General features: G+C 59.4%; 15 protein-coding genes. 7 read left to right on the top strand and 8 right to left on the bottom strand.

Features of this window, described 5'->3' with window-relative positions:
• Positions 1-15 precede the first annotated feature (15 nt).
• From P5540_03925 to P5540_03905, 5 genes are all read right to left on the bottom strand, one after another.
• Positions 16-771, bottom strand: coding sequence for an HAD family hydrolase (locus tag P5540_03925; protein ID HRT63951.1), 756 nt, complete (start codon positions 769-771; stop codon positions 16-18).
• Between the two features lies 1 nt (position 772).
• Positions 773-2089: a PLP-dependent aminotransferase family protein gene (locus P5540_03920; protein HRT63950.1), complete on the bottom strand. Its 1317-nt coding sequence runs from the start codon at positions 2087-2089 to the stop codon at positions 773-775.
• Positions 2090-2107: 18 nt separating this feature from the next.
• On the bottom strand, positions 2108-2719 hold the full coding sequence (cysC, locus tag P5540_03915; protein HRT63949.1) for an adenylyl-sulfate kinase: 612 nt from the start codon (positions 2717-2719) through the stop codon (positions 2108-2110).
• Positions 2720-2813: 94 nt separating this feature from the next.
• Positions 2814-3383 carry an HD domain-containing protein gene (locus P5540_03910; GenBank protein ID HRT63948.1) on the bottom strand — a complete coding sequence of 190 codons (570 nt, stop codon included), beginning with the start codon at positions 3381-3383 and terminating at the stop codon, positions 2814-2816.
• A gap of 83 nt (positions 3384-3466) precedes the next feature.
• Positions 3467-4567, bottom strand: coding sequence for a DnaA/Hda family protein (locus P5540_03905; protein HRT63947.1), 1101 nt, complete (start codon positions 4565-4567; stop codon positions 3467-3469).
• Positions 4568-5080: 513 nt separating this feature from the next.
• Between P5540_03905 and P5540_03900 the strand changes: the two genes are divergently transcribed.
• The 4 genes from P5540_03900 (at position 5081) to P5540_03885 (ending at position 12791) form a co-directional block, all read left to right on the top strand.
• The gene (locus P5540_03900) at positions 5081-7555 is read left to right on the top strand and encodes a hypothetical protein (GenBank protein HRT63946.1); all 2475 of its coding nucleotides are present in this window, start codon (positions 5081-5083) and stop codon (positions 7553-7555) included.
• Positions 7556-7658: 103 nt separating this feature from the next.
• Positions 7659-8465 (top strand): glycerophosphodiester phosphodiesterase family protein, encoded by an 807-nt coding sequence (locus tag P5540_03895; protein HRT63945.1) that lies wholly within the window; start codon positions 7659-7661, stop codon positions 8463-8465.
• 5 nt (positions 8466-8470) lie between these two features.
• Positions 8471-9058: an HD domain-containing protein gene (locus P5540_03890; protein ID HRT63944.1), complete on the top strand. Its 588-nt coding sequence runs from the start codon at positions 8471-8473 to the stop codon at positions 9056-9058.
• Between the two features lie 76 nt (positions 9059-9134).
• Positions 9135-12791, top strand: coding sequence for a DUF5696 domain-containing protein (locus tag P5540_03885; GenBank protein ID HRT63943.1), 3657 nt, complete (start codon positions 9135-9137; stop codon positions 12789-12791).
• A gap of 177 nt (positions 12792-12968) precedes the next feature.
• On the opposite strand, the gene P5540_03880 is transcribed toward P5540_03885, so the two are convergent.
• On the bottom strand, positions 12969-14717 hold the full coding sequence (locus P5540_03880) for a hypothetical protein (GenBank protein HRT63942.1): 1749 nt from the start codon (positions 14715-14717) through the stop codon (positions 12969-12971).
• 282 nt (positions 14718-14999) lie between these two features.
• Here P5540_03880 and P5540_03875 point away from each other — a divergent pair, with 282 nt between their 5' ends.
• Complete coding sequence (locus P5540_03875) at positions 15000-16151, top strand: CinA family nicotinamide mononucleotide deamidase-related protein (protein HRT63941.1); 1152 nt, start codon at positions 15000-15002, stop codon at positions 16149-16151.
• Positions 16152-16826: 675 nt separating this feature from the next.
• Here the strand turns inward: P5540_03875 and P5540_03870 are convergent.
• On the bottom strand, positions 16827-17498 hold the full coding sequence (locus tag P5540_03870) for a hypothetical protein (protein HRT63940.1): 672 nt from the start codon (positions 17496-17498) through the stop codon (positions 16827-16829).
• A gap of 160 nt (positions 17499-17658) precedes the next feature.
• On the opposite strand from P5540_03870, the gene P5540_03865 reads away from it, so the two are divergent.
• Entirely contained in the window at positions 17659-18315 is a 657-nt protein-coding gene (locus P5540_03865; GenBank protein ID HRT63939.1) for a hypothetical protein, read from the top strand.
• Between the two features lie 12 nt (positions 18316-18327).
• Here P5540_03865 and P5540_03860 read toward each other — a convergent pair whose 3' ends face one another.
• The gene (locus P5540_03860; GenBank protein HRT63938.1) at positions 18328-21225 is read right to left on the bottom strand and encodes a response regulator; all 2898 of its coding nucleotides are present in this window, start codon (positions 21223-21225) and stop codon (positions 18328-18330) included.
• Positions 21226-21432: 207 nt separating this feature from the next.
• Here P5540_03860 and P5540_03855 point away from each other — a divergent pair.
• Positions 21433-21614 (top strand): hypothetical protein (locus tag P5540_03855; GenBank protein ID HRT63937.1); only part of this gene is annotated, 182 nt, incomplete at its 3' end.

Raw genomic sequence — 21614 nt, 5'->3', positions numbered from 1 at the left:
CGACAAGCCATGTATTTAGGTGAACACCGTTTCGATATCTTCTATTCGCGAGAGGACGGCGTCCGGCTCGAAATCGCCCGGATTCCGATCAAAGGTTTCGTAAGGCGTCCACTGAACGCTGTGGACCACCGGCAGGCCCGCGCGCTTGGCGCCCTGAATGTCCGCCAGCCAGTTGTCGCCCACGAACAACACCTGTTCCGGCGAAAGCGCCAGTTGGTCCAGTATCGTTGTGAACGGCAACGGATGCGGTTTGGCGTAGCCGATATCGCCCGAAACGACCACCGCGTCGAAATGCGGTGCGAGCCCGGTCTTCTCGAGACTGCGCCGGATCGCATGGCCGTCAGGATAATTCGACAACAGCCCCAGCCGTCGTTTCGCGTGCAACCGCGCCAGCAAGGCCCGTACGCCATCCGAAGCTTCGGTGGTCTCGATGAACGCCTCAAGACGGACACGAATGATCTCGTCCACTTCGGCTTTGGTGGCCTCGCGCCCGTACAGTGCGCGAACCATGTTCGGTGTAATAACACGCAGGTCGTTCTCTCGATACGAAGGGGGATCGCCCGCATAGGGCGCCAGCCGGTCGCGATCGCGTAGCGCCCGCAACGCCTCGCGATCCAACGGGCCGAACAGCCGTTCCAAGGCTTCCGCGATGGCCGCGTCGCACGCGCCAATCTGCCGCCGGCCGAATTCCACCAGCGTATTGCCGTAATCGAAGACAATGGCCCGTATGGCGTCCGCGTTCAATTGATTCTCCAAGCCCGATTGACGCACGTCATAACGCTTCCCGCATGAGGGCGATGGCCTGGACGATGCGTTCCGTCTCCTCGAAGCCGTAGGAGATGCGGAGTTGGCGGCGGCCGGTTTCGGCCATCGGGCCTTTCGGATGGACGCAATGCTCGCCGGGGATATACACGACGCGGGGATGGCGGTCGTCCGGGGGGCCGTCAATGGCCGGATCGCCGGTCGTGCGCGACAAGATGTGGAAGAACCGGGAAGACTCTGTCGTTTCGGTGCCCTTGAAGGTCAAGTAGAAGTAAAAGCCCCCCTGCCCGCCGCAACGGTGTTCCACCGCGTCGCCGAGATGATGCTCGATGGCCTCGGCGACGCGCAGGGCCTTCTCGCGGTAACCGGCGTTCACCCGGTCGCGCTGTTTGAGCACGTCGTGTTCGATCAGGTAACTCGCGATTTCCTGGTTGATGAGCGGCGCGCTGAACCCGACATCGCTGGTCTGCTGGACCAGCGCGCGAAACAGCGGTCCGTCCGCGCCGATCAGGTAGCCGATCCGCAACGCCGGCGCGAGAATCTTCGACAAGGTGCCCAGTTCGCAAACAATGCCGAGTTCATCGTAGGGCAGGGCGCTTTGCGGCGTTTCGACCGACGGATCATGCACAAGAAACTCGTAGGCGCCATCGAGCACAAGCGGCGCCTTGCGTTTCAATTCGTGCGACAGGCGCGTCACCATCTTGACAAGCGCCTTGCGCCGCCGGTTGCTCAGCACCGTGCAACTCGGATTGTTCACCGTCACGACGTAGAAGAACGAAATGGCTTCCTTCGGAAAATCCGGCGAAGCCAGCAGCGCTTCCAGCCGTTCGACGTCCATGCCCTCGTCGTCTTCGGGAACGGTAACAACGGTGAATCCCTTGCGTTCGAGCGCGTTGCAGTAGATGTAGTACATCGGGTCCGTCGTGACGACGATGCCGGGACGGATTACGTCGGCCAAGGCATTGAGAATGCTCGTTGCGCCGTTCGCCCCGATCAGAATGCGGTTTCGGTCGAGCACCGCTTCGGTCAGTCCGGCAATGCGGTTTCGCACGTAAAAAGCACGCAATGCGTCAATCAGGTTTTGCGATCCCTGCGATCCTCCGTAGTTCAACGCGAAGCGGTATCGCTTGGGATGGGAGAGGACCTGCGCCATCGCCTCCTGGATGCGGTCGCCGGGGATCGTGCGTTCGTTGACGTATCCGACGCCGAGATTGATGTCTTTGTCCTCGCGAAAATCCGCCGCGAACGCCGTCATCATACGGTTTACAGGCGAGGGAACAGCCGATTCCTCGCCATAGGCAGACAACAAGGGTTCTTCCAAGTCCATAGCCGACGCTCGCCCGATTTATGCCGGTATGACGCCGCGCTCGACAAGACACGCCATGACTTTTTTCGTGCTTTCTTCCAGCGATTCTTGGGACGTGTCCACGACCAATTCGGGGTTCAACGGTTCTTCATAAGGCGCCGAAATACCGGTAAATTCCTTAACCTCGCCCGCCCGCGCTTTCTTGTAGAGGCCTTTTGTATCGCGCGATTCACATACATCAATGTCGCATTTTACATACACTTCAATGAAATCGCTTCCAGCGACTTTGCGCGCCGCATCGCGGTCGGCACGGTACGGTGAGATAAAAGCGGTGAGCGCAATTATGCCAGCCTGGACAAATAGGTTGGCCACTTCACCGATGCGGCGGATATTTTCGGTCCGGTCTTCCGGTGAGAACCCCAAGTTTTTGTTGAGGCCATGCCGGATATTGTCACCATCCAAAACATAGGATCGGCAGCCGCGTTCGAACAGGGCTTCCTCGACCGCATGGGCAATCGTTGACTTGCCCGATCCGGAGAGTCCGGTGAACCACACGACGGCGCCTTTGTGGCCATTCAAACGTTCGCGATCCGCCCTTGTTACCGCGCCATGATGCCAGGTAATGTGCGTGCTTTTGATGTCTTCGGACATGTGTTTTCTCCTCTTGTTTTTTCAGGGAGGGGAGTATATCAAGAAAAACACCGGATTGGTAGTGAATTTTGTTGATCTTTCCCAAAAAGCGGATTCAACGCGGCCTGTCGCGTCCGGCTTGGGTGCATATAGCATTGAAAAGCCGTGACACGGGTTCGATGCCGTAATCGCGGAAATTGGCGGGACCCGTCCAGAATTCCTCAAGATAACCGCTGCGTTCCCGTTCGTAAAAGAGCACCTTGAGCATCATTTGCGCCTTGTCGAGTCCGCGGACCAGCCGGGCTTCGGGTGTATGGGCATCGAGCAATTCGCGGTGATATCGGGTGAATTTTTCGGGGAAACCCGTGAACATTTCCTCGAAGATGGCTTGTTCGGCGATGTCTTTTGCCTCGTGCAGGTATGCGTCGGCATAGGGCATGGGAATATCCATCAGTTTTGCCTCGGCGAGGTCGTGGATCAGGGCCATGGCAAGCGCCTTGTCGCGATCAAACATGCCGGGATATTCCTCGACGAACAGCAATGTCAGGACCGACACGAAATGACTATGCGCGGCCACCGATTCGGGGTGGGCGACGCCCCGCACGACATAGCCCGCGCGGGCGATTCGGTCCAAGGGGTGCAAGGTATCGAAAAGGCCGATAACTCGGTCTTCAAACGATTCCATCAAAACTCCTCTCGTGCAATGATTGGTTGGGGCGGAAACCGTTTCCGGAAACCGAGATCGGCGGAGTTCCGCGTTTCTTTGCGTCAGGCGCCTTCATTCAGGCGCTTTTCCAGTTGTTCGATGCGTTCTCCGGCGGTTTCGACGGTAATCGAAAAACGCGCCCTGCACGCTTCGATGGCGGCCAGCAATGCCTCGGCCCGTCGAGTCCAATCGGCGTCCGCCGCCGCGTGTTCCTCGCTCATGATTCGGCACTGCACTTGGGCGGTGTGCAATTCCTCGGCGACGGCCGATTTTTCGGCCAATTGGGCCATGAGGGCCGCCCTCACCCGCTCGTTGGCCTCCTGTTCGGATTGCAGATGGGCGGCATGATCCGAGAGGCGCTTCACTTCATCCTCGAGCGCGGCAACCCGGCCTGCTTCTTCCCGGGCCTTGTCGAGATCGCGGCGTACGGTTCGGAGTTCCTCCTGGGCGCGTCCGAGTTGCTGTGCCAGTTCCTCCTCGGCGGCCCGCTGTGATTCGACCTGTTCCTGCAAATCCTTGGTGCGGGCGCGTTCACGTTCAATCTGGCGCTCGAGTTCCGTTGTGGAAGGGAGCGCGGCGGCTTTTTGTTCCAGGCGCGCCAGTTCCTCGCGCAACCGCTGGATTTCATCTTGCGGCGGCGAAACAATTCGCATGTTTTCCGGGCTTTTGGCGGCCGGCGTTGGCGTCCGCAAATTGCCGATTGAAACAATCTGCCCTTTCTCCAGCATGTTTCGCAGGCCGGGAGGAAAATGCGGCAAACGGTTGGGCGGCAGGCAACTGGCCAGCAACACGTAATGGCCGCGATCCAGAAAGGCCCGTACAATCGCTTCAAGGTCAACAAGACGTTCCGTGAATCGCTCCAGTTGATCCACCAGCAGGACAGCCGACGCGGCGCGTTCGAGCGGAGTCGGATCCTCGATAAGCGCGCGCGCCTTGTCCGGAAATTCGCGCGCGGTGATATACGCCAGCGCCGTGCGCGGAGACCGTTCCCGCAAGGCGTTTACGATGGCGTACAACAAATGGGTCTTGCCGCGTCCCGGTTCCGACACAATCACGACCGGCAACGGCGAAACGGGCTGGAGTTCCGAAACGGCATGGCATAATTCAAACGCGGCGCGATTGCCGTCGTCCACCTGAAACGTGCTGAATTCAAAGCGTCTCATGGCCAACTCCCCATCCGTTCAGACCATTCATGTGATTGTATCGGCCCCGCTTCAACGTGTCAAGAAATCGGACGGCGATGCACGCAAAGTCAGCGGATACCCTTGCATTTCAGACGACCTTCCATCCGCGTGTGTTTTTCGTTCAACGGGGGATAATACGAACGGCCCCTTGTGCGCCAAGCATTCCCGACGTTTTTCGTTGTCCCGCTCAATCCTGCGCATCCCGCCGTTTGCGCGATTGCCCCGGTCCTCGACATCGATTGCGCACGTTCGGACGCGGCGACGGCGAGATCCTGTGCACGACCCACAATATCCAGGCGGACACGCCCGCAGAGAATGTCCGTGCGCTGTTCGCGGCCTACGCGGACCTTGGGCGTTACCGGTAGGAGCCGGCCTGCCCGGCCCAAGTGAAAATAAAAATGGACATTGATGTCTACTTTACGTTCTTTATGGTATAATTCTCTTGCGTGAAGTTGGGATTTTCCAATCGTTGCCTGAAAAAAGGAGAGAGCCATGAGAACTGTATTTATTGCTGTTATATGGATGGTGACGTCTTTGGCGGTGGCGTTGGATTTTTCCAACATGCCGGCCACGCATGCACAGGATCTGCAATTGCTATTGGAACACAGCGCCCAGTCGCTGCCGCCCGCACTATTCGAACCGCTTGCGGGAATGGCTGCACAGACGGCCAAGTTTCCGGCGGCCGCAGAACCGGGCTTCGTCAAATTGAGCGGCTTACTGGGCGGCCGGGGCCAACTGCCCGCATACGGATCGTTTAGTTTTAACGGGCGCCAATTATTGTACCGCACAACGCCGCAAAGCGAGGCGCTGGACATGCTGCTTTCCGGGGCAAGAGCCGAACTAGGCAACGGTATTTATACAAGTCCGTTGGTGTTGGATTTGGATGGCGTAGGGGAATCCAGCCAGTTTCAGCCGCATCCGCATTCATTCGATACCGCGCACACGGCCTTTTTCGACATGGATGGGGATGGATTTGACGATTTGACGGAATGGCTTCCTCCGAATTTCGGGATTCTGGTTGCTGCGCCGGCGGCCGCTTTTCCGCCCATTATAACCGCGGAACATTTGATTGGAACCGTCGGGGGGTATCGTGATGGGTTTGAACGGCTGGCGGTTTTTGATGAAAATCGCGATGGCCGCATTGATGGGGATGAGTTGCTTTTATTGTCCTGTTGGCGGGATGACGGCGACGCCGTCCCGGAACAGGGCGAGTTCTTTACGTTGTTGGAGGTGGGTGTTTCGGCGTTATTGACTACCCATGCGGGCATCCAAGGCAAATTCGTGAAACTGGATCAAACCGAAGGGACAATGTGGGATTGGATTCCTTCCCTTGTGACGATTCGACCTGCTCAAGGCCTTGGCTGGCAACCGTTTACGTTGGAAGGCCGCCTCGATCTCCTGTCTTCGCCTGTGCAAGGCGAGGGAGAAGTCATACAAGAAGGCGTCATCGAACGGTTCTCATGGCAGGCGATGCAGGAATCCGGCTTCAATCTGATGGATTCTCTGTTGGCGGGCGTGGGGCCGCGTGGAGATTTCTTTGTAGTGACCGATACGGCGCTGACGCCTCCTCACCTTGTTCGAGTCTGGATCATTGGACGCACGGCCGCGGACGTATGGCCTTATTGGCGTTTCGACGTGCCCGAAGCCGCGTTGGATCAGATACTCATAGACCCATCGGGCCGGATCGTTTTCCTGTCGGCAAAAAAGAATTCCCGGTTCTATGCCATTGTCGGACTTGGGGGCGGACAACCTGTCCTTGCTCGGGTGACATGGAATTCCCCGGATGCGGATTTCCGGGGGTTTTGGGGCACGCCTTTCGTGCAACATGTGTCTCTGGGTAACGAACCGAAGACTGGGGAGTTCTATTTACCCGGTTATTTCCACAATCATGGCGCACGGCTTTGCGATGCCGTGGCGCGGATGGCCGTCAATCCGGGAATGGGACGCGATATGGACAGGGACGGCGTTCTGGATGGCAGCGCCGTCACATTGACATCCGTGTCGGATCCGCATGAACTGCTGGGCAATCGGCTTGCGCTGGAACCCTATGACCGGCCGTTTGCGGTCCTCTGTATCTCGCCCGAAATTTCCGTGATTGCCGTTCACAAAACAGGCGGCAAAATTGCTCTTCTCCTAAACAGGAAAAGCGGCGATTCATGGAATCAAATGGAGTTGATGGAAACCCCCGCGGAACAATTCCCCGGACTGGTTGCCGTTTCTTCTGGAGGCATCGAAAATGCGCCACGTCTTTCGCTCTGGTCGTCGAATGCAACGGGAACGCCCGGTTTTTCACAGTATAATCTGGAAAGTGGGTTTATGTTTGTTGGCCCGCAAACCGGGGATGAAAGCATTGTGCTGGAATCGCCTGATTTTGGGCGTTGGCTTGTGGGCGGCGTCACCAACTGGACGACGGGAATAACGCGTTTATATTCATGGAAAACAAATGAGAACACATGGCAGCAATTGCTTCGTGTCACGGAGGCCTGCGGAGCGCTGCGCGCAGCGGCCAGTGCGCCCGTTTGCGCCATTCAGACGGCATCGTATCTTGTGGCGGCCACGCTCGTTTCCAAGGCGGGCACGGTTCGGGGCGGCAACTGGAAGGAAGCGGGCGACTCCCTGACGTTGATCTACGATGGTCCTTTGCCGGTTGGATCCGCGACCTATCAATGGTATCGAAACGGCGTGACTCTTTCCGGCCATACCGATGCAACCTTGCATATTGAGTCCCTGACCGAGGACGACACAGGTTGGTATGTATGCCGAATGAGCGACGACAGTAAATCCGTCTATGAGTCGGAGCCTGTCTATATTAATGTCTTTCCCCTGGGAAGCCTTCCGGCTGCAACACCCAAGACGCTGATGCTATTGTTTATTCTGCTTGCGGCGATTGCTTTGCAAGCGCTACGGAGGAAATGCAGGAAGAATAACTCTCTTGCCGATGGACAAGGCTTGGGCATTACCGAATAGGCGCAAGAGAAGCCGCCCTTTTTCGGGTGGAGCGACTCTTGACGCCGCGTTTGACATCGGAAGGCGCGGCGGCAAGAATGGTTTCCACAGGGAGGTGGCAAACATGTGCTTGATGGCGCTGATCGGCTGCATGGCATGGGCGATGCTGGCGGCCGGCAACGAGGCGTTGCCCTTGAAGCCGCCCAAACAGGGGGGCGTGTATGTTATTGCCCACCGCGGAGTCCATGACGGCATTCCGGAAAATACCCTGCCGGCCTATAAAAAGGCAATCGAGATAGGCGCGGACTTCGTCGAAATTGACGTTCGAACAACCAAAGACGGCCATTTTGTCAGTATTCATAACGGCGAGGTAAACGCCTACACAAAAGATGCGGAAGGTCCTGTGGCCTCGTTTACCCTGGAACAATTGCGGGCAATGGACATTGGTAGCCGGGTGGGGCCGCAGTGGAAGGAAGCGCGCATCCCCACCTTGGAGGAAATTCTGGAACTCTGCAAGGGCCGGATAGGCATTTACCTCGATCTCAAGAATGCGCCGATCCCGGAGCTGGCCCGGATCGTGAAGGCGCGCGGAATGGAACATGAAATGGTCTGGTACATTGGGGGAAGCATGGCGCCGCTGCTGCACTCGGAATGTCCGGATTGCATCGCAATGCCCGATCCCGGCCCCGAAATGTTTCTTTCCGGACTACTGTCCACCGTGAAACCGCGGATTGTCGCCACGACTTGGAAACATTGCTCCCGGACGTTTGTCAAAAAATGCCATGCATCGGGCGCGCTGGTTTTTTGCGACGACGGCGGACCGGAAACGTGGCAGCCGCTTCTCGAACGCGGAGTGGACGGCATTCAGACCGATCGTCCGGAAGAACTCATCCGATTGCTTGGCGATCGAGACAAAAATCGGGGGAGATAATGCTCATGGATTATTCTCCGCGGATTGTGGATGCGTTTGCGTTCACGTACGAATTGCATCGCACCCAGCGGCGCAAGGGTTCGCGGGTCCCCTACATCACGCATCTCATAGGGGTTGCGGCCATTGCGGGACGTCATGGCGCCGACGAAGACCAGTTCATCGCGGCGCTGTTGCACGATGCCGTCGAGGATCAGGGCGGACGCGACACCCTCGAACGGATTCGCGCGGCGTTCGGTGAGGTCGTGGCGCGCCATGTGGAGGGTTGCAGCGATTCGGATAGCGAACCCAAGCCACCGTGGCGGGAACGCAAGGAACAATTCATCGAACACGCGAAGACGGCCGATCCGAAACTGAAACTGGTCATCGCCGCCGACAAGCTGCACAACGCGCGAAGCATCGTCAGCGACCTTGCGGAACGCGGCAACGCCGTTTGGGACCTGTTCAAAGGCGGGCGCGACGGTACGCTCTGGTATTATGGGGAAATGGTTCGCGCGCTGGCCGTGGACTGGCCGCATCCCATTTTGCGCGAACTCGCGCGCGTCGTGGACGACATGCACCGGATCGCACACGAGATGGAATCAAATCGCTCCTGACTTATCGGGGGATCCGCTCGAACCCGGTATCTGTTTTGATATATCGTTCGGTTGTCAATATGACGAGGGCGATGCCATGGACATTCGGCAGATGCTGTTTTTCTTTGTTTTCGCATGGACGGCCGCTTTCTCCGCGGTGGCGTTCAATCCGCCGGAGGACACGGCGCGTCCCCTGAGAATCCGAATCGAGGGACCGGCGAAGATTACGGCCGTGGACACGCCTGTGCCATTCACGGTCAGAGTCGAGAACCTGAGTAGCGACTCGCTCATGGATGGATCGCTGCGTTTGACCGTGACGGACCAATGGCGTGTCGAACCAAATGGCGTCGTATCGTTCAAACTCGAAGCGCACGGTTCGGTGTCCATTGACGGGACCGTTACGGCCGGTCCGGGCACATACAATGCAATCTATCCGCTGCATGCCTATGCCGAGGCCGGTTGCGGGATGAATGGCTACGAGCGCAAGGCGCATGCGGTCCTGCTCATTGAAACGCAAATGCCGAATCCGCCGCGTCCGAATGTCGCAACGGTTCCGTGGCATCCGGTGGCGATCGGACGGGATAATGCGTGTCTGCTGCTGCGGCTGCCGTGTTTTCGGACATTGATTCAGGTAAATGGCGAAACGGTGGAAACGCGCGCCGTGGGATGGCACGGCGCGGACGGGCGAACCCGGGCGAGCGTCGAGCCGTTTGTTTCCGCGGCGCGCCCGGACAACCGTGAAGCCATCGGCATCCACCCGCCGTGGCATCAGGGGCTTTCAGGGACGGCGCTGGTCGAGTATCCGCTGCAATTGCCAGAGGGTCAGCCCATCCTCCTGCGGTTCGCACATGCCATCCGCGACACCATGCCGACGGAGCCTTCGAGCGACGGCGTGACGTTCCGCGTGCGCGTGGCGGCGTTCGACGCGCCCGATGCCACGTTGGGCGATGTCGTCTTTGAACGCCACTCGGATGCGAAGACGTGGCAAGAAGCCGAAGTGAATCTTGCGGCCTTTGCGGGCAAAACGGTTCGCCTGCAATTTGAATCGCATCCGGGGCCGCGCAACGATACGACCTGCGATCAGTCGTACTGGGCGATGCCGACGGTCGTCGCGGGAACGCCGAAGCCGGACTCGGAATCAGCCTTGGGCGAACCGGTTCGGTTGGGGAAGATCCTGTTCGATGACCTCAACGCCGAAGTCGAATGGCGTCCGGGTTCGCGGGGCATGCTCGACGGCGAACTCGCCTTTACGATGAAGGATGGCAAGCAGATTGGCTTCCGCGGATTCCGTGTGCGCGTGGCGGGCAGCGAAATCGGGGACTATGTCGTCGTGGCCGGGGACGTGTCGCAAACGTTTGGCGACGGCTTGCTTCGCGTCGTTCATCGTCTGCGCAAGGGCGATGCGGCCTTCGACCTCGCCGGCGAAATGCAGGTCGTCGGTGGAACCGGCCTCGATGTGCGTTTTCGATTGGAGAACGCGCCCGCGCCCAAACCGTGGAATGTCGTGTACATCGAAGATGTCGCGGCGGGATCGTGGAGCGGAGAATTGCTGCGCGTGTACGCGGGTGTCGGCAACGTACTCGAAGAACCGCGGGCATTCAACCTGCATTTCGACGGGCATCAACTCGCAAGTTCGGCGGTGGGATTCGATTTCACGAATGGGGTTTCGCTCGTGCAGGCCGTTGACGCGCCGCCGACGCGGCTGGAAGTATCGCCCGGGGAAAGGCGTTTTACGCTGCACGCGCCGTTCAATCAGACCATGCGTTTTTTTCCCGCGCGCGACGTGTGGCAGGGCGCTCGGGCATGCCGTGCGCTGGATACGCGCCCGGCGGCGGGCGGTGTTCAAGCGCTGGCTGGCCGCTTCGTCTTCGACCTCTGGGGCGGACGTTATAGGGAAAGCGCGCAGGCGCTTCACCGGGCCTTTCGTTACGGCCTGACGGACAGCGTTGTGGTATGGCACAACTGGCAGCGCTGGGGATACGACTACCGCTTGCCCGATATCTGCCCGCCGAATCCCAATTTCGGAAGCGTCGAGGATTTTCAGGCGCTTGCCAAGACGTGCAGAGACGCCGGCGTCCTGTTCGCCCCGCACGACAATTACATTGACCTCTATCCCGACGCGGACGGTTTCTCCTACAAGCATGTGGCGTTCACGCGGGACGGCGAACCGATTCGCGCGTGGTTCAATGAGGGACAGGGCGCGCAATCATATCGTTGGCGGACGGACGCCTACTGGCCGTTCATGGAAAAGAACGTGCAATGGCTGAAAGAAAACATCGCACCGACGGGGTATTTCATAGACGTGTTTTCTTCAATCGGCCCCTATGAATCGTGGACCTTCGACGGACAATTCCATGACCGCCTCTTCACGCGCGATACCTGGGGCCGTACCTTTGCGTGGATCCGCGAACAACTCGGCGACAACGCGCCGCAGATCTCGGAAAGCGGCCACGACCAACTCATCGGCTATCTCGACGGCGCGCAGTGCAACCACCTGCGAGTCGATCCGAATCCCCCGAAAGGCGCGCCGTGGACCGTATGGCCGATCACGTGCAGGGACGCGGAACGTGTGCCGTGGCTCGACATGTTCGTGCACGACCGTTTCGTCCTGCACGGGGCGGGCTATGAGTCCCGGTTTGCGGGCGGGCTGCCTGCGATTACGCACGGCATCTACAGCGACGATTACATGAGCGTGGAGATTCTCGACGGCCATCCGGCGATGGTTCCGGAACCGTTCAGCCGTGACGTGGTTCGAAAATATTGGCTCCTTCACGAAGCCGGACGTGCCCTCGCGCTGAAGCCCATGCACGAGGTCCGCTTCGACGGCAACGACATGCGCCGTCTGCGCGTCGAATGGCAAGGCAGGGGGAAGGTATGGGTCAACCGAGGCGAAACCCCGTGGAACGTGAAAGGGCGCGAATTGCCTCAATACGGGTTTTATGCCGCATTGGACACGGTCGAAGCGGCCATCGAACGGCGCGATGGCGTTGTGGTCGAGTGGAGCCGTTCGCCGGACTCGCTCTATGTGAACGCGCGATCGTCGCTGGATAACCGGTTCCCGATTTCGGTGGCGGATGCGCGCGTCGAAACGGTCGAGGCCCGCACGGTGCGGGTGACGCTTCGGTGGCATGCCCAACAGCCGACGGGCGAGTCGCTCATGCTATTCGGCCATTTCGTGGATGAATCGGGCAGTATCGTGTTCCAGGCCGACATGCAGCCGCCCGTGCCGACGAACGAGTGGACGGGCGAAATCAAGACGATCAGCTCGGGGGAGTGGCCGGCGGACGCCCAACCCGGCGACGCCTTCGAGTTGCGCGTGGGCATGTACCGGCCCGATATCGGACGTCTCCCGTTGCGCGGGCCGAATGACGATCAACAGCGTGTGCGCGTGGGCACGTTGCGTATCGAAAACCAGGGCGCAACATGGACGCCGCTGCCGCCGCAACCCGATCCGATCGCGGAACGCGGGAATCCAGACGGGAAACTTGTCCGGTTCGACGATCTTGCGACGAACGGCGGCTGCCGCATGGTTCGGGACGGCGATGCGCTTGTCGTGACGCCGTTGCCCGGCCATCCAGCGTTTACAATGGAATTCGATGCGGGGAAAATGCCGTTTGGAGCGCCGTTACCCGTGCGGGTCATCGCACACGCGGAAAACGGTACGATTCAAAGCGGGATTGCCCTGCAAACCGACAGCGGCACGCTTGTTTTGAACCTGCCGAAAGACGTTTTTACGTGCCGCCTGGAACCATGAATCGAATTCGGCGGTGAGAACGAAAGTCCCCGGTTTAGCCCATGGACGGCAGGGACGCGATGAACGATAGAAACCCAAGAAGAAGTCCGCAGGATCCGCAGGGTTCACAACGTCCACAACGTCCACGGCAAAAGAGTCCTTTCGACGGACGATCCCAGATGGATCGTCTTTGACGCTTTACGAGCCGGTGTCGCGCCGGAATGGTCCCGTCCATTTCAGACGGACGGATTGGCCTTCGGGTGGCGGTTTGAACGGACGCAAACGGCCTTCGCGCCATTCGAGCCATACATAGGCGGGATCTTCCAACGGTTTAGCGAAGTGAAATGCGATGCGTTTGGGGCCTATTTTTCCGACATCGAGCACGGTGACGCCGAATGAGTCGAATTCCAACCGATCGCCCGGCTCCAATTTAGCGGCGGCGTCGCGGGCAATCTGTTCGGGCAAGGTCTTGAGCATTTCGCCGTCAAGGGCAAGTTCGAAAGCATTGGATGCGGTTCGGGTGAATATGGAATCGCATGGCGAAACCGACAAGGGCCTCCATGCCGCGGGTTTGGGGTGTCCGTTGTGCATGCGCATGGCCGACGCATAGATCCCAATCGCGGGATCGGGCACGCTGAGCAACATGACTTGCTGCGACGCGACGCGATCGTCGTCAATTTCCACGGATTCCGACAAGCGGGTTACATGGCTGTTGAGTCGGGCAAAAGCGGGGGAAAGAAGCAGCCATGCCAAGGGGGCCAATATCAGATGAATCGCTATCAGAATGCGTGCCAGCGTATGCAGCGCGCGTGGCGAACAGGCGCGCCGGCCTTCGCGGATGATTATCGCTATCGCCACCGATCCGCCCAGCGACGAAACCATCAGCAGGCGGCCGGACGTAAAGGGCGCGAGGAAGGGGACTATGGACATCAGACCGCCGATCATCAGCCAGCGGGAACTTCTGCGTTCTTCCGGCGCAAGATGGCGCCACGCGGCGCGCAAGGCAAGTACAACCACTACCAGCGCCGCGATACCAATGGCGGCGGACGGCCAAGCCATTTGGGGGATCAGGGCGGGGATTTCGGCGGGCCACAAGAAGAACTGGTTGGCGGCCATGATCAGAAAGCGTTGCGGCGCCGCCGCCAGAAACACCAGCGGTTCACGCATGGGATTTATATAGCAGCCCGTGCCTTGCACCCCGTAGCCGCTGCCCGAATACAGGAGCAGGTAGAGTACCGCCAGCATCGAGACGGGCGCGAGTACGCCGATTCGCCGCGTCGCCGATCCCGGCGCCGCGAAGAGTTCGTAGGCCACGATATACGCCGAAATACTGAAAGCAGTCTCCCCGGCCAGCAAACCGAGTCCAAATCCGCCCAGCGCCAGCCATGCGCCGGGTCTCCACTGCGTCTCGCGCCAGCGGACGTAGGCCAGCAGGCCGCCGAAACCCAGCGCGCACGAGACAAGCGCATTGCGATGCGACCACCATGCCACCGGAAACCAGTGCGTGGCCGCTACCGCGAAAAGGAGCAGGGCCAGCATGCCCATTGAACCCGGCAATACCCGCCGCAGGAGGGTTCCCACGGCGGCCACCACCGCCAGATACCACAGGATTGAATGCAAATGGTACGGCCACGCCACGTCGCCGAACAGCCAACGGTCCAGCCGCATGGTTGCGGAAGACAGCGGGCGGAAAAACTGCACGCGAATGTCGAGCCGCGTGAACCACGGGAACGGGCCCTCCTCGATGATTTGCGCCATTTTTTCGGGATCGCCCGGCGCAAAACAATACACGTTCCACGGTCGCGCCACCGGGCTGATTCCGTCCAACGCCGCGAGGTGGGCGTAATCGTCCAGAAAGAATCCCACGCCCAGCGACGGCAAGGCCAGCGCCGCCGCAATCAACAGGACAACGACAAGACCACGTGGACCGTTCAATAATTCAAGCATGCGGGAAAACGTATGAAAACTCCTTCCATGGCCGTGGCCAAGTGCAAGAGTAGACGAGCGAAGCGCCGGGATCAAGGTTGAGGAAAACATATTTGCCCGCAGGATGTGATCATGGCGATCATCCGGTCCGTTCAACCGTCATCTTGACATGGGCATGGGAAAACCGGTGCAATGGGCGGGATTGGCCGATGGAATTGCGATGAGTCTCTATGGGCATGTCGTCGAAATCATGCGCAGTCATGGGCCTGATACATGGCGCATACGGACAAGAGGTTTATTTCGATGCAATGTGAAATCCTGATGATTGGTTCGGAACTGCTGCTGGGACAGATTGTGGACACCAATGCGGCGGAGATGGGCCGGATGCTGGCGGAAAACGGCATCAACCTGCGCCAAAAAACGACGGTCGGGGACAATCCGGAACGGATCAAGCAGGCGTTGAGCGATGCGTTGGACCGCGCGGAGGTGGTGCTCACTTCCGGCGGGCTTGGGCCAACAGAAGACGATATCACGCGTGAATGTATTGCCGAGTTGTTGGGACGTCCCCTCGAATTCAGGCAGGACCTGTTCGATGCGCTTGCGGAGCGCTTCGCGCGATTCCGGTTTGTCATGACGGAGAACAACAGGAAACAGGCCTTCGCGCCGCGCGGCGCCGCCGGCATCGAAAATCCGCACGGCACCGCGCCGGGCCTGATTGTCGAAGACGCGCGCGGCACGATCGTCTGCATGCCGGGCGTGCCGGGAGAACTGATCCCGATGCTCAGGGAACATGTGATCCCGTATTTGCGGCAAAAGTTCGGCATCGAAGCGGTTATCCACAGCCGCGTGCTGAACGTTTGCGGACTCGGCGAATCGCGCGTAGACGCCGTGATCGGCGATCTGATCAGGAGCCAGCGAAATCCGACCGTTGGCGTGCTGGCGTATCCGGATGCGGTGCGCGTTCGGATCACGGCGCGCGCCGGATCCGTTGCCGAAGCCGATGCAATGATTGACGCGGTGGAGGCGGAAGTGCGCAAGCGTCTTCCCGACAACGTTGTCGGAACGGGCAACGCGACCATCGAGCAGGCAGTGGACGCCTTATTATCGGCGCGGGGATGGACCTTGGCCGCCTGTGAAACGAATTCCGGGGGGATGCTGGCCCGGCGGATGGTGACGGCCGGCGCGCAATCATTCGCGGGCGGTATTGTATGGCCCGGCGCTTTCGATACATTCGACAAGACCGAAGCGCTGCGGAATCAATTCCATGCGGACTGCGTGTTGCTGTTGCAGGCGGATCCCGTTGGGCAAACGACTTTTGCCCGGTTTGTTTGGCCGGGCGGCGTGGAGGACTGGCGCCTCAATTATGCCGCAACGGATGAACGAAGTCAGATTCGCATTGCCGTAACGGCCCTCGACCATGTCCGGCGGATCCTTGGAAAAAACGCGGCGGTCTGAACCGGTTCTGAAAAGAATCTCCATTCCGGGATTGTGATCCGCACATACGATGCGGCCGGGCGTGTTTCATGCCGCATGGCCGCGTTTCAGTGCCCTAAAGTCGGGCTTCCACAAAAATAACAGTGCTGTCCAAACGAGTTGTAAAAAAACACAATACCGCAAGGAGTCATGTTTTACCTCGATATCCCGTTTATTGGTTCGATATCTGCGTGAATCCGCGTCATCTGCGGAAGACCACACGATCCACAGCTAACGCCGATATACGCAGATGAAAAACAGGAAATGGATGTCCGGGCCAGGCGATTCCAATCTCAAATCCTCAGGGCAGCGCTGTCCAAAATACTATTGAACGGGAAAATTTTTTCTTCATCGCGAGGAAGCGATGTCCCAAGCATGTTATCCCCAAAAACCATTGTCTATTTGCTTAAAAATGGCATTCTGCAAACCGCAATATGGACAAGAATGACGGATCTGAAGAGGCCATAGTCTTTGGGGTTCGCCCCGGCGAATCCCGGCATCTTCACGAAAAAATAATCTTCACGCTTGGGGCGCCGTGGTCTTTCATGGCCGGGCTTTTTTTATCGTCATGGCGCGTTCTTCGACGGACACACAAAAAGAGCGGACACGGCGGCACGGATCACGACTGGAACCGCCGCCATTTGCCGGGTTCGGCGGTTACCGCGCCAATTTGAGGATATTGCCTTTATAGGGATCTTTTCGTTGTTGGGGAATGCGGTCTTCGATATAGGCGGCCTGGGCTTCCCGGCGCGTCATGGTTTTCTTCGCGGCGCCCGCGTTGGCCCGTGCGGAGCGGACCTGTTGGGCCCTCTCCGCCATGCGCTCCTGCTCGTCAGCCTTCACGGCCGGGTAATGATCGCACGCTTTCTGCGATGCCCACAGCAGGGCGCCCCATCGCCACGCCTCGTCGCCGTCGGCCCATACGAGCAGTTGCGACGCCACGACATAATCGGCCACGTTGCGCAGGAGGAGATCATTTTCGATAACGCCATTGGCGGCGCCGGTCTTCTTGTAGTCGCCCGCGGACGGCGGCGCGCTGAACTGAAGGCCCTTGCAACAACTTTCGCCCATTTCCACGGCGCCCTTGCGGATTCCCCGGAACCCTTCCGCCGTACCCAGGCCCGGCGTTTTCCGATTGCCGCGATCCAACGCGTCAACCGTCTGAAAGGCAAGGGCTTTCATACCGCGCAAGACCCACTTGTAGGGTCGCAGCGCGGGTTCTTCCAGATTCCCCATCGGGCCAATATACGCGGGGGGCACCGCATAGGCGCTCGTTGCGCAGATCACTCCCACCACCAGCGCCAGATTCCACTTCGCCATTCGAGCCATAGCAGAACGTCTCCTTCCGGGGCAATTGATTCCCCATCTTTCAACGCTTGGGCTATTTTATACGAAAACGTCAAGAATTCCAAGCCCCCGCGAATTCTTTTTGCGCCGGCACTGGGCATGACCTATAATATACCATCAACCATGACCTGCGGCAGGTAGCATGAGCGACATCAGCGTACAATTGGTGCGGGATTTTTTCGAGGTCAATGCGTTTCATGTGATGACGTATTGGCAGCACGACACCACCCGCGCGCGCGGCCTCGAACCGGGTCTGCAATTGTTCGTCGAGAACACCGCGCCGCTCCAGGAATCCGCCCGAACAGGCGATTTTATTTTGCGAATGGGGGACGTTTCGTCGCTTCCCCGGGCCGTTGTGGAAGTGCGTGCGTGGCACGCAGACCGTTTTTACGCTTCGGTGATTGAGGCCAATCCGGTGTTGTTCGAAGTGGCGCAAGAGGCCTCTTTGGAACGCGCCCGGCAGATTTTCGGATGCGTGGACGTGCCCTCGATACTGGTCATATCGGAACTCCCGGCCTCGTTCGAGCCAAGACAACGCGCAATCGCCCTGCTCCAACAGGGCGGCCTCTCGCATGTAATCGAATTCGCGACAATCCTTCAGGAACTCGTGGAACGAATCAACGCGTATGTGTCCTATTCGCCCTCCCATACGTTGCAGACCTTGCGCCTGCTCAAGCGCTACGGACTCATTCGCCGTCAGCAAATGGAGTTTGCATTTCCCCTCGAAGCGCCCGTTTCCTCTTCTCCCCCACTGGTCGAGACGGCGGAAGAACCGGATCCCCCCGTCGGCGACGACTGAAAACACGGTTCTTTACATTTCGGCGCCCTTGCTTTCCCGCCAGTCGTAATTTTCAAACGCCTGCACGAACAAGGCATGATCTCGTTCCAACTGCTCGAAAATCGCCTTGGCTTTGGACAGATCGTCCTCTTGGGCGCAGCGATTCAGTTCCATTGCCAACCGGCTGCAACGCATCGCGCCGACGCTGGCCGCCGCACCCTTGAGCGAATGGGAAAGCCGCCTCAATTCCGGCCGGTTTTCGGAAGACAAGACCGTGCGCATCTCCTGAAGGCGATCGGGCATCGTGTTCACAAAAACGCGCACGAGCCGGCGAAACATGTCGGTTTTTCCGCCGGTGACCCACAAAGCCCGTTCGATATCGAAGATGGGTTCGGCGCTGGCCGATTCGATCGTTTGTTCGGGCGTCGCATCGGCATGCGTCACTTCCATGCCGCCGATCCATCGCCGCATGGCCTGTAACACCGACGCCTGATCGATGGGCTTCGAGACGTAATCATCCATGCCCGCCTCGATGCACCGTTCGCGATCGCCGGTCATGGCGTGCGCGGTCATGGCGACAATCGGCGTATGGCGCGCATCCGCCTCACGGCGGCGAATCTCGGCGGTGGCGGCAAACCCGTCCATGCGCGGCATCTGGCAGTCCATGAAGACGATGTCGTAGGATACGCGTTCAAGCAGGGCGAGCGCCTCGACGCCATTGCCCGCGACCTGCACCGTGCATCCCAGTTCCTTTAGGATTTCCGCGGCGACTTGCTGGTTGACAAAATCGTCCTCGACAATGAGCACGCTGGCATGGAACATCGGTTTGGCGCGGCCTCCCGCGCCTTCGCGCGCTTCCGCCAGCGTATGCCGCGTAATCAGGGCCGAAGGTTTCCCCGACGCGTCCGCCCGGCAGACCGCCGCCAAGGCGCTGCGCAATTCCGCCTGGCGCATGGGGCGGCTTAGATACGCCGCAAAGCCCACTTCCGCCATGCGACGCGCGTCGCCGCGCTGTCCAAACGACGTCAACAACACCAGCGCGGTATCGCACAACAACGGATCTCCCTTGATGGCCCGCGCAATGGCTTCCACATGCGGCCCCGGCGCCTGATAATCGAACAGCGCCATGCGATACGCCGCGTTCGATTCGGCGGCCCGCCGGAGTTCGGCAAGGGCCTCCTCCTCGTTCGTCACGACGGAGGCGCGCATGCCCCACAGGCTTGCCTGTTCATGCAGAATGCGGCGCTGAATCCGATTTTCCCCCAGAATCAGAATCGGGAGATCCGCCAGGGAACCGGCTTCCTCGGCGGGTTCGACGACCTCCTGTTCCTGGGAGTCCACGAGCAGCGGCAACGTGCAATAAAACGTCGATCCGATTCCTTCCCGGCTTTCGACGGCCATCTTGCCGCCCATGAGCCGCGCGAGTTCCTTCGATATCGCCAATCCCAGACCGGTGCCGCCATAAGTGCGCGACGTCATGCTGTCCGCCTGCTCGAATTTGTCGAAAATCTGCTTCAGTTTGGCCCCCGGAACCCCAATGCCGGTATCCTTCACGCTGAAGCGAATTACGGCCGTGTTGTTTTGCCGGCCGCGGCACACCACATTGATAAAAACATGGCCGTGATGCGTGAACTTCAGGGCATTGCCGACGAGGTTCGTCAGAATCTGCCGGATGCGCCCCGCGTCGCCGATGACGCGGCGCGGGGTGTCCGGCGCATAGCGCATGACCAGCGCAAGCCCCTTTTCTTCCGCGATGGGCGAAAAGAGTTCGACCACGTCCTCGACGGCGACTTCAAGGTCGAACGGAATCGGCTCGATATTCATGCGGCCGGCCTCGACCTTGGCGAAGTCGAGAATGTCGCCGATCACCTTGAGCAACGCCCGGCCCGACCGGCGGACCGTCTCGGCGTATTTGCGCTGATGCGGGGCGAGGTCCGTGTTGAGCAGCAATTCCGTCATGCCGATGACGCCGTTCATCGGCGTGCGGATTTCGTGGCTCATGCTCGCAAGGAAATCGCTCTTGGCGCGGCTGGCGGCCTCGGCCGCCTCCTTGGCTTCCTTGAGCCTCGCCTCGACCTTCCTGCGCTCCTGAATTTCCTGTTCCAGTTCCATCGTGCGCTCGTGCACACGCGTTTCCAGGGTGTCGTGAGCCTGCTGCAACGCCTTGTCCCGCAAATGAATCTGGCTCATCATTTCGTTGAATTCGTCGGTCAGCACCCCCAGTTCGTCGTTGCTGTGCTTGACGGCACGGACCGTGTAATCCTTTTTTTGCGAAACCTGCTTGGCGAGATGGGCGAGTTGCGCCACCGGAACCGACACGACCCGCTGCAAACTGGCCGACAGCAAGTAGGCCACCGCGAAAGACATGGACAAAATAATCAGCACCGCGGCAAGATACCATTGCATCCGGGCGCGCAGGGCGCTGGTTTCCCCCTTGAGATAGATCGTCCCCAGCCGCGCCCCTTCCTCGACAATCGGATGAAACACCGTCACATGCCCCGGCGCAATCATTATTTCATCGCCCCGGGGAATCTGGCGCGGCAGACTCTCAACCTGCCTGTCGCGGAAATAACGGGCAAACACCGCGCCGTCCGCGTCGTAAACCGCCGCCGCCACGATGCGCGGATTGACCTTCAACATCGAAAGCGCCTCGGCCGCAAGCCCCGGGCGCTTGTCCACGAGCGAACTGGCGCAATTGAAACCCGTCATCGCGGCGATGGTGGTCATCTCGTTGCGCACATGCTGGCGCACCTCGGCAAAATCGAAAATGACCATGGCCGTGCACAACAGCAACAGGGCCCCGCTGCTCGCCGCCATGGCCAGCAGCGTCAACTTCTGCCGGATGGACATGTCGCGAAAACGCGGCATCCGTCCCTGGAGCAATGCCGCGATCAGAGAGGTCAGCCCGTATTTGCGATACGCCTCGCCCATACTCCTGCCGCCGGGATCCGGTTCATCCAACAAGCCCCATCATAGGCGACCGCCCGCCCCGGATCAAGGCAACTCGGTTTGACTGCCAGGCCAAGCGAATCCCCAAGGTAGGCGGACCTCCGCGCCTTCGCATGAACATTGATCTCACGCAAAGACGCAAAGACGCCAAGGCTATTTTTGTTCTTCTTTGCGCCTCCGCGCCTTCGCGTGAACATTGATCTCACGCCAAGACGCAAAGACGCCAAGGCTATCTTCGTCTTGTTCTTCTTTGCGCCTCCACGCCTTCGCGTGAACATTGATCTCACGCAAAGACGCAAAGACGCCAAGGCTTTTCTTTTTGTTCTTCTTTGCGCCTCCGCGCCTTCGCGTGAACCTTCTATCTCACACAA

This window comes from Candidatus Hydrogenedentota bacterium (assembly GCA_035450225.1).
Classification (GTDB): domain Bacteria; phylum Hydrogenedentota; class Hydrogenedentia; order Hydrogenedentales; family SLHB01; genus DSVR01.
Note: the sequence above shows the minus strand (reverse complement) of the source record. Positions and strands in the feature narration are given on the sequence as shown.